This window comes from Frankia alni ACN14a, from assembly GCF_000058485.1.
Taxonomy (GTDB): Bacteria; Actinomycetota; Actinomycetes; order Frankiales; family Frankiaceae; genus Frankia; species Frankia alni.
In genome coordinates, this window is the sequence record NC_008278.1 from 1,794,407 (window position 1) to 1,812,454 (window position 18,048).

Consider the following 18,048-nt stretch of genomic DNA (forward strand, 5'->3'; position numbering starts at 1 on the left):
GGCCCGTCTGCCCGTCTGCCCGTGAGCGCCTGCCTGCCACCGGCCGCCTGCCTGCCGCCGTCTGGCGAAGTCACCCGATCCGGGTGTCCGGTGCGGTTCGGAAAAGGACGCACTGTTATCGCGACTCAGGGTGGGTACCCCGTAACGCAGGGCCTGACCACCCGCTGTGCGGTGGATCGCATCGGCATGTCCCCCGGCGGTCGCGATACGCGTCCCTGACGTCGACGCACTGTCACCAAATTCCGGGTGACCGCTTTCGCGTCGCACGTTCCATCAGCGGTCCGACGTGTGCGGAGGATGCGCGGTGTCCCGGTCCGGCCGCGGTGCCTCGCGGACAGGCCGGATGGACGCCGTCGACCAGGAGGCGGGAATTCTCGTGGAGATCGCAATCACCGGGGCAACCGGATTTCTGGGTGTGCATCTGGTGCGGGAACTTCTCGAGCGGAATGCGTCGCTGACGGTGCTGGCCCATGCGGGCTCCGGGGACGCCGCGGACCGGCTCGCCAGGTTCCTGCGGGCCACCGGAGCCAGTCCTCGGCTGATCGACGACCTTCCCCGCCGGATCTCGGTGGTCGACGTGGACGTGGCCGAGCCGTTTCTCGGCCTCGACCGTGCCGACTTCCGACGGATCGCGGACGGCGTCGACGCCGTCTGGCACAGCGCCGCCCAGACGAAGCTCGCCGGTGATCTCGCCGAGTTGCGGCACGTCAACGTCGACGGCACCCGGAACATGCTGGCGCTGGCGGCGGCGGGCGGACGTCGGCCGCGCTTCTACCACGTGAGCACGGCGTTCGTGGCCGGCCTGCGACCCGACCCGGTCGTCTACGAGGACCAGCTCGACGCCTCGCGGGGCTTCGCCAGCCCGTACGAGCAGTCGAAGTACGAGGCGGAGGTCGCGGTCCGGGAGTGGTCGGCCGGCAGCGGCCGGCCGGTCGTGGTGTTCCGCCCGAGCGTCCTGGTCAGCCATCGCCCGCCGCACCCCGACCGGCCCTCGGACACGATGGAGGCGGTCGCCCGCTTCATGCTCACGATCGCCTCGATGGCCGTGGAGAGCGGTCTGGCCGACGCCGAGGAGCCGGTCGTGCAGACCGTGCGGGTCGTCGGCGACCCACAGGCTCGCTGGAACGTGATGGCCGTCGAGGACGCCGTGCGGGACATGGTGCGCCTCGCCGAGCGCCCGCCGCCCGGCGCGACGGCCACCTATCACATCGTCAGCACCCGCGACCTGCCCGTGTCGCTGCCCGTCGACCTGCTGGAGAGCTTCCTGCCGGTGCGCGTGGAGCTCGTCGATCAGCCCCCGGCCGATCCGACGCCACTGGAACGGATCATCGGCGCGGTGCCCGGGTTCCTCATGTACCTGCGTCACCGCCACGTCTTCGACGACACCCGCACCCGCACGGCGCTGGGCGAGCGGCTCGCCGAGACGCTCGTGGACCGGGACTACCTGCTCTCCGGCCTGGGCATCGCGGAGATGGACCTGGCCCCGGGCGATGTGCTCGCCGCCGACCTGCTGTCCCGTGCCCTGTCCGCCTACGACCCGACGACCCGCCTCGCCCCCGCCGCTCGGCCCGATCCCGCCGCTAGGTCCGATCCCGCCGCGCCGCTCGGTCCCGCCGGGCGGACCTACCCGGCCGCGCGAACAGACCCGGCGCCGCGGGTCGAAGCCGCCCAGGTCAGGTCCGCCCTGGGTGGGGGCGCACGATGACCGTCACCCCTCGACCGGCCCGCGTCGCGCGCCCGCCGCAGCGCGGCCGCGTTCCCGTGCCGGCGCTGCGCCGGCCGCCTGCGCGCCAGCCCCGGTCGGGTGCATCCGACGGTGGGCCGATGTCGGTGCCGACCTGGCGGGCGGGCCCGCACCCGGCGGCCTTCACCGGACCGGAGCTGGCCGCCTGCGTGCGCGCGGTGCGGGAGCCGGTGCACCTGCTGGCCGTGCCCGGCCGGGGCGTCGGCCTCGGTCTCGGCGGCGACGTCGGCGCGGGGGACCCCGCGGCCCCGGTGGTGGTGGGCACCCTGCCCGCCCTGTACCCGGAGTGGCTCGGCGACCGTTCGTTCGCGGCGGCGCACGGGGTGCGTTTCCCGTACATCGCCGGGGAGATGGCGACCGGCATCGCCACGACCGCGATGGTGACCGCGATGGCCCGCGCCCGGATGCTCGGCTTCTTCGGCTCGGGCGGCCTGGGGCTCGACCGGATCGAGCAGGCCGTCGTCACCCTCGCCGGCACGCTCGCCGGCCAGCCGAACTGGGGGGTCAACCTGCTGCACTCGCCGGGCGACCCGGCGCTGGAGGACACCACCGCCGCCCTGCTGCTGCGCCACGGGGTGCCGTGCGTGTCGGCGTCGGCGTTCATGTCGATCACACCGGCGGTGGTCCGCTGCGCGGCGTCGGGGTTGCGCCGCACGCCCGACGGCCGGGTCGAGCGCCGCACCCGGGTGTTCGCGAAGATCTCCCGGCCCGAGGTGGCCGAACAGTTCATGTCGCCGCCGCCGGGAGAGATCCTGCGGGCGCTGGTCGACGGCGGGCAGATCACCGCGGCGGAGGCGGAGCTCGCCGCCGGTCTGCCGATCGCCGAGGACATCACCGTCGAGGCCGACAGTGCGGGGCACACCGACGGCCGGCCGATGGCCGTCGTGGTCCCGGCCGTGCAGGCCGTGCGGGACCGGGTCGTCGCCCGGTTCGACTACCCGCGGCCGGTGCGGGTCGGCGCGGCCGGCGGTCTCGGCACGCCGGCGGCGGTCGCGGCGGCCTTCGCGCTCGGGGCCGCCTACGTGCTCACCGGCTCGGTGAACCAGGTCAGCGTCGAGTCCGGCCAGTCCGCGGACGCCAAGGCGATGCTCGCCGGCGCCGACCTGGCCGACGTGGCGCTCGCGCCGGCCGCGGACATGTTCGAGCTCGGCGCCAAGGTGCAGGTGCTGCGCCGCGGGTCGATGTTCGCACCGCGTGCCGGGCTGCTGTTCGAGGCCTACCGCCGGCACGACAGCCTGGACCAGCTCGCCCCCGAGCTGCGCGCGAAGCTGGAGCGCGACCTGTTCGGCATGTCCCTGGACGACGTGTGGGCCCGAACCGCGGCGTACTGGGTCGAACGCGACCCCGTGCAGGTGGAGCGGGCGCTGCACGACGCCAAGCACCGGATGGCGCTGGTGTTCCGGTGGTACCTGGGGAACTCCGGCCGGTGGGCGCTCGCCGGCGAGCGCAGCCGGCGCACCGACTACCAGATCTGGTGCGGCCCGGCGATGGGCGCGTTCAACCGGTGGATCAGCGGCAGCTTCCTCGCGCAGGCGGCGGAGCGCGGCGTCGTCCAGATCGCCCTGAACCTTCTCGAAGGAGCGGCGGTGGTCACCCGCGCCCATCAGGTGCGCAGCTTCGGGGTGCCGGTGGGTGTCGCTCAGTTCCCCCCACGGCGGCTGGCGCTCGGCGCCGACGGCTGACCTCGCGGCCGGTAGACCCGGAAAGGGCCGGCCGGTCCGGAAGGAGACACGGACACCATGCGACGAACGGACTCCCCGCCCCAACCGCCGATCGCGGTCGTCGGAGTGGGCGCCATCATGCCGGGCTCAACCGATGCCGCCGGGTTCTGGAACTCCATCGTCGGCGGCGAGGATCTGATCACCGAGGTGCCGCGTTCCCACTGGCTGGTCGAGGACTACTACGACCCGGACCCGGCCGCGATCGACAAGACGTACGTGCGTCGCGGCTCGTTCCTGCCGACGATCGACTTCGACCCGGCCGAGTTCGGCATCCCGCCGAGCACCGTCCCGGCCACCGACACGGCGCAGCTGTTCGCGCTGCAGGTCGCCGACCAGACCCTGCGCGACGCCCTGGGCGACGAGTACGACACCGCCGACCGCGGCGGCATCGGCTGCATCCTCGGCAGCGGCAACCTGGAACTGCTCAGCGAGATCGACCTGCGCCTGGGCCGGCCGATGTGGTTCAAGGCGCTGCGTGAACTCGGCTACTCCGACACCGACGCCCGCGGCATCTGCGACCACGTGCTCAAGGACTATCCGCAGTGGCAGGAGGCCACCCTGCCCGGTGGCCTGGGCAACATCGTCGCCGGCCGGGTCGCGAACCGGCTCAACCTGCACGCGGTGAACTACACCGTGGACGCCGCCTGCGCGAGCTCCCTGGCCGCGGTGTCGGCGGGCGTGAACGAACTCGTCCTCGGTCGCGCCGACATGATCATCAGTGGTGGCGTCGACGCCCTGAACAACCCGTGCACGTTCGTCAGCTTCTGCAAGACGCCGGCCCTGTCGCCGACGGAGGACTGCCGGCCCTTCTCCGCACAGGCCGACGGCACGCTGCTCGGCGAGGGCGTCGCGATGGTCGCGCTCAAGCGCCTCGACGACGCCCGCCGGGACGGCAACAAGATCTACGCGGTGATCCGCGGGATCGGGTCGTCCTCGGACGGCCGCGGCGCGGCGATCTACGCCCCGGCGCCGGGCGGCCAGGTCAGGGCGGTGCGCGCCGCCTACGCCGACGCCGGCTACGGGCCGGAGACGGTCGGGCTCGTTGAGGCCCACGGCACCGGCACCGTCGTCGGGGACCGCACCGAGGTCACCGCGCTGACCGAGGTTTTCGGCGACGCCGAACGCACCGGCGACCGCTGGTGCGCGCTGGGTTCGGTCAAGTCGCAGGTCGGGCACACGAAGTCGGCGGCTGGCGCGGCCGGGCTGCTCAAGGCCGTGCTCGCCCTGCACCACCACACCCTGCCGCCGACGATCAAGGTGACGGAACCGAACGCCGACCTCTCGCTCGATTCCAGCCCCTTCTACCTCAACACCGTCTGCCGCCCCTGGGTGCGCCCCGCGGACCACCCGCGGCGGGCCTCGGTGTCGAGCTTCGGCTTCGGCGGCATCAACTTCCACATCGCGCTGGAGGAGGCCCCCGCCGCCGTCATCAGCGGCTCCGGTGGCAACGGCGCGTCCGCGGCGTCCGGTGAATCCGGAGCCGGCCGCGTCCGGCGGCATCGCCTGGCGCGGGCCGCCGGCAGCGAACTGGTCCTGTTCGGCGCCGACACACCCGAGCAGATCGTCGCCGCGCTGCGGGCGATCGACACCTCCCGGCCCACCGCGGGGATCGCGCGGGCCAGCCGGCGCGCGTTCGACGCTCGCCGCCCGGTCCGCCTCGCCCTGGTCGCGGACTCCGCCGAGCAGCTCGGCACCCGGATCGACCAGGCCGCCAACCTGATCGGCCAGCGGCCGCGGGAGCCGTTCACCAATCCCCGCGGCCTGCACTACGCAGTCCCGACCGGCGCAGTCCCGACCGGCGCAGCCACGACCGGCGCAGCCACGACCGGCGCAGCCACGACCGGCGCAGCCACGACCGGCGCGGCCACGACCGGCGCAGCCACGACCGGCGAGTCCGGCACCGGCATCCCGCCCGTGCCGCCGCCGCCCGCGGCCCCGCCGGCGTTCCTCTTCCCGGGCCAGGGCAGCCAGTACGTCGGGATGGGCACGGACGTGGCGCTGCGCTATCCCGCCGCGCAGGAGATCTGGGACCGTTTCGGTGGCCTGCGGTTCGGCGGCACGGCGCTGCACGAGGTGGTGTTCCCACCGCCGACCTTCGACGAGGCCGAGCGCGCCGCCCGGCAGAACACGCTGACCGCCGCCGAATGGGCGCAGCCGGCGATCGCGCTGCACTCGCTCGCCCTGCTCGCCGTCCTCGCCGGCTACGGGGTGCGCCCGCGCTGCGTGGCCGGACACAGCTTCGGCGAGCTGACGGCCCTGTGCGCCGCCGGTGTCCTCGACGCCGAGTCGCTGATCGTCCTCGCCCGCCGGCGCGGCGAGCTGCTGCGCACCACCACCGAGCGGGCTGGCGGGCGGATGCTCGCCGCCGTCGCCGCCCAGGACGACGTCGCGGCGGCCCTCGACGGGCTGCCCGACCGGGATGTCTGGGTGGCCAACCACAACGCCCCGAGGCAACTCGTGCTGTCCGGCACCGCGGCGGCGCTGGAGACCGTCCAGGGCAAGCTCGCCGCCGAGGGCATCGCCACCCGGTGGTTGGAGACGGCCACCGCCTTCCACTGCCCCCTGGTCGCGGCGGCCCGCGATCCGCTGCGCGAGGTGCTCGCGGGCATCGAGATCCACCCGGCGCGCTGCGAGGTCGTCGCGGGCTCCGACGGCCGGCCCTACCCGACCGACCCGGCGCTGATCCGGGAGCGGATCGTCGACCAGCTCACCGCGCAGGTGTTGTTCGTCGACCAGATCGAAACGATGTACGCCGACGGCGTGCGGACCTTCGTCGAGGTGGGCCCCGGCGGGACCCTCACCGGCCTGGTCAACCAGATCCTCGACGGCCGGGAGCACCTCGCGATCAGCCTGGACCGCCGGGGCCAGGACGGCGACGCCATGCTGCAGTCCGCGCTCGGTCAGCTCGCCGTCCAGGGCGCCCGGCTGACCTTCGACGACCCGCCGCCCGCCCCCACCGGTGGGCGGCGCCGGAAGCCGGTGATGACCATGCGGATCGACGGATCCAACTACGGCCGCAACTACCCGCCGCCCCTGGACGAGCCCTCGCCCAACGGCGAACACCCGGTGCGGTCCGCCGCGACCACCCTCCCGGCGGCCGCGTCTGCGGCGACCATCGCCGCGGTGGCCGCCCCGGCGGTGCCGGCCCCGGCTGCGGCCGACGACACTGCCGCCCCGCCGCGTCCCACCGTCCCCGCCGTGCATCCAGCCACGGCGCCGGTCGACGGCGCGATCCCGACCGCGCCGACCGCACCGTCGCCATCGACCGCACCGTCGCCATCGACCGCATCGACCGCACCGACGGCACCGACTGCACCGACGGCACCGACGGCACCGATCGCAGGACCGCCGCAGCAAGCCGGTGCGCCGTCGTGGGCCACGCAGACCCCGGCGGCACCGCCGGCGTCCGCGCCGCCGGCCGCGGGTTCGACACCCGCACCACCGCCCGCGGAGCCGACGCCCCCGCCTCCGCTCGCTCCTCCGCCCGCGGAGCCGATGCCGGCCGCGGCGGCTGCCGAGCCGTCGCCCGCGGAGCCGATGCCGGCCGCGACGGCCGCGGAGCCGATGGCAGCGCCCCCGGCCGCGGGGTCGGTGCCCATGGCGCCCTCCGCCGGCGTGCCGGTCGGCACTGCGCAGGGGCCGACGGTCGCGCCGTCGCCCGAGCCGGCGCTGGTGGGCGACGTCGTCGCCGGGCCGGGCTGGTGGACCGCCTTCGTCGAGGCACACCGGCAGACCGCCCAGGTCCAGGCCGCGTACCAGCATCTGATGACCGAGGCGCAGGTGGAGTTCCTGCGCACGACGGAGGCCATCTGCGCGCAGCTGGCCGGCGCACCCGCCATGGACGTTCCCTCGACCGCCGGATACCTGCCGGCCGTCCCGACGGCGAACCCCGCGGCGCTGGCACCGGTGGCCCCGCCGGTGCCAACCGTGACCGCCGCCCCGACTGCGACCGCCGCCCCGACCGCGACCGCCGCCCCGACCGCGACCGCGACCGCCGCCCCGACCGCGACCGCAACCGCGGCCCCGGCCCCGGCACCGGCAACGACGCCCCCGGCACCGGAAGCGCCGACGGGCACCCCGTTCCAGCCGGCCGAACCGGCCCAGGCTGTTCAGGCCCTGACGGCGCCGCCCGCGGTGCCGGCGGCAGACTCGACGGCTGCGCCTCCCGCCTCCGCCACGGAGGCTGTGCCACCGGTGGTGGCACAGGGCATCCGCGCGTCCGTTGCGCCAGCTCCTGGCGTTGCCGATCAGCCGGCCGGCGGCTCACCTGCCGACGACCCGGCCCCGGCCGGCGGCGAGACCGCGCCGGCGTCGGCGCCACGCAGTGTCGAGGAGCTGGAGGCCCTGCTGCTCGACGTCGTCGCGGAGCGCACCGGATACCCCGTCTCCGCGCTGGCGATGGACATGGAGCTGGAGGGCGACCTCGGCATCGACTCGCTGAAGAAGGTCGAGATCCTCTCCGCGCTGCGCCAGCACGTCGGCGAGATCGCGGTCGACATCAGCGAGGGCGACGCCCTGGCCCAGCTCACCGCGCTGCGCACCCTCGGCGAGGTCGTCGACCTCATGCGCAACCGGGCAGACGAGCCGCCACCGGCGGCGGGAGCACCGACCGGGCCGGATCCGACCGGGCCCGGCACGGCGGCGGCCGCGGCCATCCCGGACCTCGCCGAGCACCCCTCCGAGCGCCCCGCGGAGCATCCCACCGGGGACTCGCCGGGAGCTGCGGCGGCCACCCCGGCTCCGGGCTCGACGGGTGTGGCGGCCGATGCCCCCTTTCCGGCCGACTCCGCACGTGGGGCCACCGGCTGGCCGCCGCTGACCCGGCTCGTGCCGGCCGTCAGGCCGGTCCCGGCCGCGGGGCTCGCTCCCCTGGGGCTGGGCGCGCGGCCGCTGACGATCCTCGACGGCGGCAGCGGGCTCGGGGCCGCGCTCGGCGCCGAGCTCGACCGACACGGCATCGGCGCGGTCGTCACCGACGGCCCGCCGAACGCCGGGCCGGACGGGGCGCCGGGTGGGCTGCCCGCCGACGCCGGCGGGGTGATTCTGCTCGGGGGACTGGCGGCCGCCGACTCCGTCGACCAGGCCCTCGACCGGCAACGCGACGCCTTCCGCTGGGCGCGGGCCATGGCCTTGTCGCCGGCGGTGCACGGCGGGCTGTTCGTCACCGTGCAGGACACCGGCGGCGACCTCGGCCTCGACGGTCGGCAGGGGGCGCGGGCCTGGCTCGGCGGGCTGGCCGCGCTGGCCAGCACCGCGGCCGCGGAATGGCCGGACGCCGCGGTCCGGGCGATCGACTGCGAACGGGCCGGGCGGGACCCGGCGTCGCTCGCCGCCGCCGTCGCCCACGAGTTGCGGCAGGGCGGGATGACCCCGGTCGTCGGCCTGCGCGCCGACGGCACCCGCCTCGTCGCGGGGGTGGCGCCGGCCCCGCCGGAGCCGGCGGACGCGCACCCGCTGCGGCTCGCGCCCGGAGCGGTGATCGTCGCGACGGGCGGCGCCCGCGGCGTGACGGCTGCGTCCCTGATCGAGCTGGCCCGGACCTGCCAGCCGCGGCTGGTCCTGCTGGGCCGCACGCCCCTGCTCGACGAGCCGCCCGGGCTCGTGGCCGCGACCGACGAGCCGTCGCTGGTGCGACTGCTGGCCGAGCACGACGACGCGGCGAGCGGCCCGGCTCGGCTGCGGGCGCAGGCGCGCGAGATCCTGGCCGCGCGGGAGGTGCACGCGACTCTCGCCGCCCTCCGGCGCGCCGGTTCGCAGGCCCGTTACCTGCCGGTGGACGTCCGTGACCGCGACGCGGTCGCCCGCGCCCTGGAGGAGGTCCGGGCGGACTGGGGGCCGGTCAGCGGGCTCGTCCATGGTGCCGGCACGCTCGCCGACAAGCTGCTCGCCGACAAGACCGACGACGCCTTCGACCGGGTGTTCGACACGAAGGTGCGGGGCCTGCGGACGATGCTGGACGCGCTCGCCGACGACCCCGTGGAGCTGCTGTGCCTGTTCTCCTCGGTGGCGGGCTGGTTCGGCAACGCCGGGCAGGCCGACTACGCCATGGCGAACGCGACCCTGGACCAGGTCGCGGGCGCCTACCGGGCTGCGCATCCGGACTGCCTGGTGCGCTCGATCGCCTGGGGCCCCTGGGCCGGTGGGATGGTCGGGCCGCTGCTCGCCGAGGTCTTCGCCAGCCGCGGGGTGCCGGCGCTCCCGCTCGCCCAGGGCGCGGCGGCGTTCGTCGACGAGATCACCGGTGCACACAGCGCCGGGACCCAGCCACGGATCCTGCTCGGCGCAGGCGGCCCGGAAGCACTCGGCGCCTCCGCCGACGGCCGTTCCGGTTCGTCCGGCCCAGGGACGTCCGGCCCAGGGACGTCCGGCCCAGGGACGTCCGGCCCAGGGACGTCCGGCGTCGGGACGTCCGGGGGCAGCCTCGCGGGCGCCGAGTCCGGGCCGGCGGGCGGGGGGTCCGGGCCGGCGGGCGCCCGGCGGGTTCTCGGCCAGCTCTCGGTGCACGAGCGCACCCACCCCTGGCTGACCGACCACAGTCCCGCCGACATCGCGGTGCTTCCGCTCGCGATGGCGCTGGACTGGCTCGCCCGCGGCGCCCGCGCGTTGCGCGGCGACGGCGAGGCCGGGATGGTGCTGCGCGACCTGCGGGTCCTACGCAAGATCGCCTTCCCGCGCCTGGCCGACACCGGGCACGAGCTGTACGTCAGCGTGACCGAGGCCGAGGCCCCACGCCGCGGCGACGACCCGCCGAATCCCGGGGCCGGGGCCGCGGCGGCGCCGCTACCCGTCCTGCGCCTGGACGACGCCGACGGCATGCCCCACTACCAGGCGAAACTGGATCCCGCGCAGCCGCAGCCCGTGCCGTCGTCGGCGTGGCCGACGCCGGACGGCCTCGCCGAGAAGGCGGCCGAGGTGTCGAAGTGCCGGGACCTGATCTACCGCAGCGACGCGCTGTTCCACGGCCCGCGTTTCCAGGCGATTCAGTGGCTCAAGGGGATGTCGGAACACGGCGCCGAGGGGTCCGTCGTCGGCGTGACCGAGCTGGCCTGGGGCCTCGACGACTGGTACTTCGACGTCGCCGGCCTCGACGGCGGCATGCAGCTCGCCGGGCTGTGGGCCTGGCGGGTGCTCGGCGGCGCGCTGCCCGTCGCCGTCCGCGAGTGCCGCATCCACCGGCCGGGCCTGATGACCGGCGAGGCCCGCAGCGTCGTCACCGCCAGGGAGATCGACAACATCCACGCCCTGTGCGACGTGGTGGTCCTGGACGACGACGCCGCCCGGATCGAACTGATCGGGGTGGAACTGGTCCGCCGCCCCGACTGGATGCCCTCGTCCTGACCCGAAATGGCAATCACCCGAACGGTCGCGGACGAAGACGTGCGACCCCGGGCCGGTAGCAGGAGCCGCCCACCGGCCCGGGGCCTGTCTTTCGTCCCCGAAAGGCCAGCTCGTGCCACCCCCGTCCCCGGCTCGCCGGGGATGCGGTCTCGTTCGCTCCGAGAGGTCTCAGCTCAGGACCGCTTCGTCCTGGGGGTCGTAAACGACCAGGCCGAGGGAACGAGCGATGCCGGCGATGAATCTGACCACGTCCGGCCCACCGTCCCAGGACATCGTGATGTAGATGAACTCGCCGTCGGCCTGGCTGGCCAGATCGCCATCAGCCGGGCCCTCCCAGATCGGCTCCTGCTGGGGGAACTCGGCGCGCATGCGCCGAATTAGTTCGACCAGCTCGGGGCAGGCCGGTTCGAGGGCATCCGCCTCCCATCGCTGCTCGGACTGGTTGCACCGGCGTTCGTACTCGGCCGCAGCCTCCTCGTCGGTTGGGGAACCGGCATGCCGCCAAACAGCTACGTCGTAGGTCACAGCCACATCATGGTGTGCGGCGCAGCCGCGCCGCGTGCCGCGTGCCGGGGTCCGGGGTCCGGCGAGAGTCCACCGCCAGCTCGTCCGTCCGCGTTGTGATTGATATCTCCGCCGCGATGGTGAACGAGAACGCGCTGCGGGGATGCCCGCCTGATTTCGGCTGGTCAGGGGTATCGGAATGTGTTGGACGGTGCCCTCGACCGCCGGTGAAGAGTCCTTCCGGGCGGGGATTGATGCCCTTGTTGCGGCACTTTCTGGTAGCACCCGGCGGGGAGCGATGGCGCTAGTCTTCGGGTCGTCGCGAAGCGCGACGGCAAACATTCCCGGTTGCTTTCCGGATTGCCGACTGTTTGTCCATCCGGTCCAGGTGTTATGTCGTCTGTGGTTATCCATCGACGGAAAGGTGTGAGGATGCGTATCGTAGCTTTGCGAAGGATCCAGTTGGCCGTGGCGGCCGCCGGTCTGCTCGTTCTCGCTTTCGGGATCGGCAGCATCACCCCGGGGAGGATCTCCGCGCCCATCGGTCAGTCGCACGCGAGACACGGAGCCGTGAATATCTTCGCCGGCGGCGGCAACGGTATCGACAACGGAAACGGTGCCGACCACGGTAACGGTATCGACCATGGCAACGGCGTGGACCACGGGCGTTAGAGTGCGTAGCTGATCCGGATCATGGGGCTCGGTTATGTTCCTTGATCCGGATCGTCAGCGCTGCGCGTCCGCCCAGGGGACGCCGTCGCGTTCGTCGAGGCGCAGGGCGAGGCCGTAGCCGACGAGCACGATCAGGTGCAGCAGGAACAGCCAGAAGCCGACGGCGACGGCCGCACCGATGGCGCGGAAACCGCCGAACGGCAGGCCCAGGTCCAGGTGGAACGACAGGAACAGCACGAACCCCTGGACGAAGCCGGCGACGAACGACCCGGTCGACGCCGCCGCCCACAGCGTCGCCGCCCAGCCCGGCCGCCCCGGTCCCACCACCCGGTAGACGATCACGAGCGTCGCGGTCAGCGCCAGCCAGTCGACCGCGAACGCGACGATCACGCCCAGCCCCGCCGAGACGCCGCGCTCGGCGAACAGCCGGGCCAGCGTCGGCGTCACGAGCAGGACCGGCAGCAGCAGGACCGGGGCGGCGGCGAGCAGCGGCAGGACGCCGAGGCGACCCCGCCACCCGACGAGGCCCTCGCTGGTGCCGGCGAGCCGGACGAAGGCCCGCCGCAGCCCCTCGCCGTAGAACGAGGCGGGCACCGCGGCGGCCACGACGACCAGCGGCGACATCGTCAGCGCCGCGTCGAACGCGGCGAGCACGACCGCCGGGGCGCCGAGACCGTCCGGCAGCGCGTCGGCCAGGGAATCGCCGAGCTCCGCCGCGCGCGGGCGTCCCAGCAGCAGGCCGAGCAGGTTGACGGCCACCAGCACGCAGGGCACGACCGCGATCGCCGCGTAGTAGGTGACGCCCGCCGCGAGCAGCGCGAGGTCGTGGCCGCGCAGCGCGCCGACCACGTCCCGCCCGAGCGTCGTCACCCATCGCAGCCTCGTCACCCCGCACACCTCACCAGACCCGCACACCTCACCAGACCCGCACACCTCACCAGACCCGCACACCTCACCAGACCTGTGCACCCCGCCAGCCGGGGGCAACCGCCAGGTAGCGGTCCTCATCCTGCCCGCACCGGTCCCGCGGTGGTTACTCGATGACCCGAAGGGTGGAGGGAACGTCCATCCGGCGGATCCGGCGGGCCGCGGCCAGCGGGGCGACCGCCACCGCGCCGACGCCGAGCACCAGGATGACGGTCAGGGTGCGACCGGACAGAATCGCCTGCACGCCGAGGTCGGGAAGCGTCCTGGCGAGCAGCACCTCCACGGTGTAGCGCAGCGCCCAGTAGCCGGCGGCGATCCCCAGCAGCGTCCCGACCAGGCCCATCGCCGCGCTCTCGGCGACGGTCAGGCCGAGCACGGTGCGGGTGGACAACCCGTAGGCGAGCATCGTCGCGTGCTCGCGGCGCCGCTCGTCCACGGCGATGCTCATCGCGTTGTAGGCGATGAGCACGGCCAGCAGGAGCACCACCACCTCGCCGATGCGCAGAATCCCGACGAAACTGCGCAGCAGGGCCCGGATCTCCTCGATACTCGCCGTCGCCGACACCACCGACGCCACCCCCGGGATGGCGGCCAGCGTCCGGGTGGCCGCGTCCCGCCCGTACCCGGCCGCCGGCTGCACGACGACCACGTTGGTGGTTCCGGCGAGCCGGAACGCGCCGGCGTCGTTGTTGTCGAGGAACACCACCGAGCGCACCGGGAAGTCGTGGATGCCGGCGATCCGCAGGGGCGTGTCGATGGTCCGGTAGCCGGTGCCGACCCGCTGCGGATGGCGCAGCGTGATCGTGTCGCCGGGGTGGACGCCCAGGTCCCGGGCGGCCTTCTCGGAGATCAGCAGCCCTCCGGTCGGGGACCCGGAGACGACCGACGGCGACCACAGCCCGTGCCCGATGTCGAGGATGTAGGTGAGGACGTCGATCGGCGCGGCCGAGGCGTCGCCGCCGGGCCCGGCCCCGGCCCCGGCGCTGCCGCCGCCGCCGGGGGGAGCGTGGGCGGGGGAGATGCGGCCGGGCAGCGCCAGCGTGGGGTCGGTCTCGGCGACGGCGGGGGAACGGCGCACGGCGTCCACCGTCGGGGAGTTCACCGGTTCGACCCGGGGCAGCATCACCCGCAGCCGGTCGGGGGCGCTGGTCGTCAGGTCCGCCTCGGCCCGGTTCGTGGTGCGGGTGAACGTGTCCAGCTCGCCGGTGAAGACCACCAGGGCGGTGATCACCGCGGCGATCGCGACGGCGGTGAGCAGTAGCCGACGCGGGGCGCGTGCCAGGTTGCGCAGCGGCATCTGGGTGAGGCTGCCCCCGGGCAGCCGGGCCCGGCCCAGCAGTCGGACCAGCGGGCCCGTCCCCCCGGCCACGGCGCTGGCCCGGATCGCCCGCACCGGCTCCACCCGCACCGCCCGCCACACCGGCGGCAGGGCGGCGAGCACCGGCAGGACCAGACCCACGGCCGCGGCCCGGGCGAACACACCGACCTGGAAGTTCGTGTGCCACACCGGCAGCGGCCACACCCCGCGCAGCAGCCTGCCCATCGCGGCACCCACGACGAGACCCACCAGGACGCCGGCGACCACGCCGAGCACCCCGACCTGGGCGCCCAGCAGCAGCGGGCGCAGCGCGAGCCGGCGCGGTGCCACCCCGAGCGCCATCCCGATGCCGATCTCCCGGCGCTGCGCGTCGACGACCCGTCCGACCAGGTTGAACGCAGCGAAGACCGCCCCGACCAGGACGAGGACGGCCAGCACGTCCCACAGCCGCTGATCGCTGTTCACGTCGTCGTAGAGGATTTGCCGGGTCTGGATGTCGTCCCGGTCGGTGACCGTCACGCTGGTGCCCGGCAGCGCCGCGGCCAGGGCCCGGGACAGCTCGGCGGCGAACGCGCCGGTGTCCGTGCCCGGGCGCAGGGTGAGCACCAGGTCGTTGACGGCGCCGGGCTGCCCGGTGAGCCGCTGCGCGGTCGGCAGCGACGTGTAGAGCACCCCGAACCCGGACTGGGTGACCAGGCCCGGCTGCTCGCCGGGCAGGAGGAAGTACTCCGGCGACTGGCCCTGCCCGACGTAGCGCACCTCGCCGCCGCCGCTGGTCCGCACGGTGCCGGTTGGCGGGAGATGGTTCGCGTTGGCGAAGGTGCGGTCCAGCACGCCGACGTCGCGCCCGCTGTCGGCGGGCACGAGCCCCCGCCCCCGCGCCACCGACACCGCGTCGACCGGCGGCCGGGCGGTCAGGTCGATGCCGACCAGCTCGCCGCGGGCGAGCACGGTGTGCCCGGGGCGGGAGGCGTCGATCTCGGTGGGCAGGACCAGCCGTTCGGCGTCGGCGCTGACGGCCGCCGCGGCCGGCAGCGACCGGACCACCGCCGCGAGACGCCCCTGCGCCACCGTGGCCCCGGCCTCGACGGCGACGCGCAGATCGTGCACGTTCAGCCGGGCGTAGCTGGCGTCGTAGGACTGCCGCCGCCAGTGCGAGGAGCTGGTCAGGCCGGCGTAGAGCCCCGTGCCGAGGCCGATCATCACGGCGATCGCGACCACGAGCAGCAGCCGCTGGCGCAGCTCGCGCAGCGACCATCGCCACCACAGCCCCGTCGTCGATGCCATCCGTGCGCCGCCCGACTACCCGTCCGCCGGCGCGTACCCGGTCACCGGCCCGTACCCGGTCACCAGCGCGCACCCGCGCGCCAGCGCGCACCCGTGCGCCAGCGCGTGCCCGGTCACCAGCGCAGCTCCGCCACCGGCACCTGGCCGCCGGGCGGCGGTCCGTCGTGGACGATCCGCCCGCCGGACAGCTCGATCACCCGGTCCGCGATCCGGGCGATCTCCCGGTTGTGGGTGACGACGAGAACGGTCCGGCCCTGGGCGGACTGGCCGCGCAGCAGCTCCAGGATGCGCACGCCGGTGGCGACGTCCAGCTCGCCGGTCGGCTCGTCGGCCAGCAGGATCGGGTTGCCGGTGGCGATGGCGCGGGCGATCGCCACCCGCTGCTGCTCCCCGCCCGAGAGCTGGTGGGGGAAGTGCGCGGCGCGCTCGGCGAGCCCCACCCCGGCGAGCACCTCGTCGGTGACCTCGCCGGCCCGGTCCCGCCCGGCGACGTCCGCGCCGAAGCGGACGTTCTCCCGCGCGGTGAGCGCCGGGAACAGGTTGAACGACTGGAACACGAAGCTGACCGCCTCGCGGCGTGCCTCCCGCCGGATCCGCCGGGACGCGCGGGTGACGTCGACGCCATCCAGCCGCACCGTCCCGGTGGTGGGGGTGTCCAGCGTGCCGATCAGGTTGAGCAGCGTCGTCTTGCCGCAGCCCGACGGCCCGAGGATGACCAGCAGGCAGCGGGCGCCGACCCGCAGGGTGACGTCCGCGAGCGCCGTGACGCCGGTCGCCCGGCCGTCGTACCGCTTCCCGACGCCGACCAGGTCGATGCGCACCGCCTCGGCCGTCCCGGTCCTGTCGGCCGACTCGCTTCCGTCGGCCGACCCGGTTCCCTCGGCCGTGCCGGTTCCCTCGGCCGTGCCGGTCCTGTCGGCCGTCCCGGGTTCCCGATCCGCCGGGCCGCCGGGCAACGCCACGCTCGGCCCCCTGTCGTCGCGATCCGGCGGGCTCCGGTCGCGCCGGGCCCGGGTCAGTATCGGCACGGCCGGGACGGCACCGGGGGAACCGGCGGGCGGCCGGATTACGCGCGCCGCCGGGCAACGCCCCACGAATGCGGTGGCATCCACCGGGGCCCGCCGTCGGGCACGGCGGACCCCGGTGGATGGTGGTCCGGCGGCGGCGCCGCACATCCGCCGGCGCCCCTGGCGGATGGGGGTGACGCGGCGGCCGCCACCGGTGGGGGAGTGGTCAGCGGACGGTGATCGTCGGAGCGGGACGTCGTGGAACGGGACGTGGTCGGGGCGGGGGTCGTCGGGACGAGGGAAGTGGACGGCTGCCCGCCGGTGGGCGCCATGGCGGACCCGCTCGCCGGTGGGGGTTACCGGGGGGTCGGACGCCGGCGCTGGGATGTCGGCGGGCAGCCGGTCTGAGGGGCAGCCGGTCTGAGGGGCGGCCGGTCTGCCGGTGGGGGCCTGGTCTGCTGGTGGGAGGTCGATCCTGTGGGGACGGCTGGTCTGGCGATCGGCTGGTCTGGCGATCGGGTGGGATGGCGATCGGGTGGGATGGCCGTTGCGGTGGGGATGGTGGATCGGGCGGGCTGCCCGCCGTGAGGGGTGCGGCGGGCAGCCCGCAGGTCCGACGCGGTGGGACCGGCGTTGGTCCGGCCCGCGCGGCCGTCGTGCGAGCCCGCCGCGGTCCGCCCTCCGCGGACCGCGGCGGGCCCGGCTATCGGGCGGGGTGGCTGTGGTGGGAGCGCGGTTGCGTACCGCGGAACCGTTCGGAGCCGCCCTCGCGCTGGCGGACCAGTGGCAGAGCGCTGCCGTGCACTGTGCGGAAGCCGGTCGGGCGCCGGTCGGCGGCCGCCTCGTCGCCGCCGGCGTCCAGGTCGTCGATGGCGTGGGCGCGGACGGCCACCAGGATCTGGTCCCAGATGGTCTGCGGCAGCCGGTTCTCCCGCATGGTCCCGAGGTGGCGGATCCGGACGATCACCTCGTCCGGCAGGCCGCGGGCGACCTGGCCGCTGCCGGCGCCCCAGGAGGTCCAGCCGAGGGGTCCGTCGTGCGGGGTCAACCGGTCGAACACGCCGGTGCGGACGTCGTGGACGAACGGCGCCCACAGCGCGACGGGAATCCGGACCTCGCGGATCCGCCCGGCGTAGCGGTACCGGACGACGACGTCCGTGTGCTGGCTGGCGAACTTCAGCCCGGGGGCGCAGGCCGGCCGCCGCCAACGCAGCGGCGGTTCCCCCGCGGTCCTGCCCGTACAGTCGCCCTGGCCCACCCGACCGTCCATGGGTTCGTCTCCCGTCCTGGCCAGTCCGCCCGCGGCAACGGTCCACCGAGGGCCGCACGCGGCCCATCGGGAGCCCGCTGCGGGGGTGGGAGATGTGATGGTCGGGCCCGTGCCGGTGGCGAACCGGCGTACGCAGACCCGGTGCGTGCGCTCGATGCTGGTGCCCGGAGTGCGGGCAGGGTCCGGGAGAGGACCGGTGCGTGCGGTGCCCGTGGTCCTCTCCCGGTGTGCCTCACCGCCCATGAAGACCCGCGCGGCGA

10 protein-coding genes are annotated in these 18,048 nt (G+C 75.0%); 5 read left to right on the forward strand and 5 right to left on the reverse strand.

Annotated features, from left to right (window positions below; translation table 11 throughout):
- The first annotated feature begins 343 nt into the window (after window positions 1–343).
- From FRAAL_RS07240 to FRAAL_RS34665, 3 genes are all read left to right on the forward strand, one after another.
- Window positions 344–1,705 carry an SDR family oxidoreductase gene (locus tag FRAAL_RS07240; protein WP_050997036.1) on the forward strand — a complete coding sequence of 454 codons (1,362 nt, stop codon included), beginning with the start codon at window positions 344–346 and terminating at the stop codon, window positions 1,703–1,705.
- Window positions 1,706–1,824: 119 nt separating this feature from the next.
- On the forward strand, window positions 1,825–3,426 hold the full coding sequence (locus FRAAL_RS07245; protein WP_041938965.1) for a PfaD family polyunsaturated fatty acid/polyketide biosynthesis protein: 1,602 nt from the start codon (window positions 1,825–1,827) through the stop codon (window positions 3,424–3,426).
- 57 nt (window positions 3,427–3,483) lie between these two features.
- Complete coding sequence (locus FRAAL_RS34665) at window positions 3,484–10,803, forward strand: type I polyketide synthase (RefSeq protein ID WP_011602863.1); 7,320 nt, start codon at window positions 3,484–3,486, stop codon at window positions 10,801–10,803.
- A gap of 168 nt (window positions 10,804–10,971) precedes the next feature.
- On the opposite strand, the gene FRAAL_RS07255 is transcribed toward FRAAL_RS34665, so the two are convergent.
- Complete coding sequence (locus tag FRAAL_RS07255; RefSeq protein ID WP_011602864.1) at window positions 10,972–11,328, reverse strand: hypothetical protein; 357 nt, start codon at window positions 11,326–11,328, stop codon at window positions 10,972–10,974.
- Window positions 11,329–11,739: 411 nt separating this feature from the next.
- Between FRAAL_RS07255 and FRAAL_RS07260 the strand changes: the two genes are divergently transcribed.
- Window positions 11,740–11,979 (forward strand): hypothetical protein, encoded by a 240-nt coding sequence (locus tag FRAAL_RS07260; RefSeq protein ID WP_157892008.1) that lies wholly within the window; start codon window positions 11,740–11,742, stop codon window positions 11,977–11,979.
- A 54-nt stretch (window positions 11,980–12,033) separates the two neighbouring features.
- On the opposite strand, the gene FRAAL_RS07265 is transcribed toward FRAAL_RS07260, so the two are convergent.
- The 3 genes from FRAAL_RS07265 to FRAAL_RS07275 form a co-directional block, all read right to left on the reverse strand.
- Complete coding sequence (locus FRAAL_RS07265) at window positions 12,034–12,867, reverse strand: YihY/virulence factor BrkB family protein (protein WP_231861553.1); 834 nt, start codon at window positions 12,865–12,867, stop codon at window positions 12,034–12,036.
- Window positions 12,868–13,012: 145 nt separating this feature from the next.
- Entirely contained in the window at window positions 13,013–15,511 is a 2,499-nt protein-coding gene (locus FRAAL_RS07270; protein ID WP_011602867.1) for an ABC transporter permease, read from the reverse strand.
- A gap of 113 nt (window positions 15,512–15,624) precedes the next feature.
- Complete coding sequence (locus tag FRAAL_RS07275) at window positions 15,625–16,473, reverse strand: ABC transporter ATP-binding protein (RefSeq protein ID WP_231861554.1); 849 nt, start codon at window positions 16,471–16,473, stop codon at window positions 15,625–15,627.
- 303 nt (window positions 16,474–16,776) lie between these two features.
- Between FRAAL_RS07275 and FRAAL_RS33495 the strand changes: the two genes are divergently transcribed.
- A complete protein-coding gene (locus FRAAL_RS33495) occupies window positions 16,777–16,926 on the forward strand; it encodes a hypothetical protein (protein WP_157734413.1) in 150 nt (49 codons plus the stop codon).
- A 295-nt stretch (window positions 16,927–17,221) separates the two neighbouring features.
- Here the strand turns inward: FRAAL_RS33495 and FRAAL_RS07280 are convergent, their stop codons facing one another.
- Window positions 17,222–17,788, reverse strand: coding sequence for a hypothetical protein (locus tag FRAAL_RS07280; protein ID WP_041938967.1), 567 nt, complete (start codon window positions 17,786–17,788; stop codon window positions 17,222–17,224).
- Window positions 17,789–18,048 lie beyond the last annotated feature (260 nt).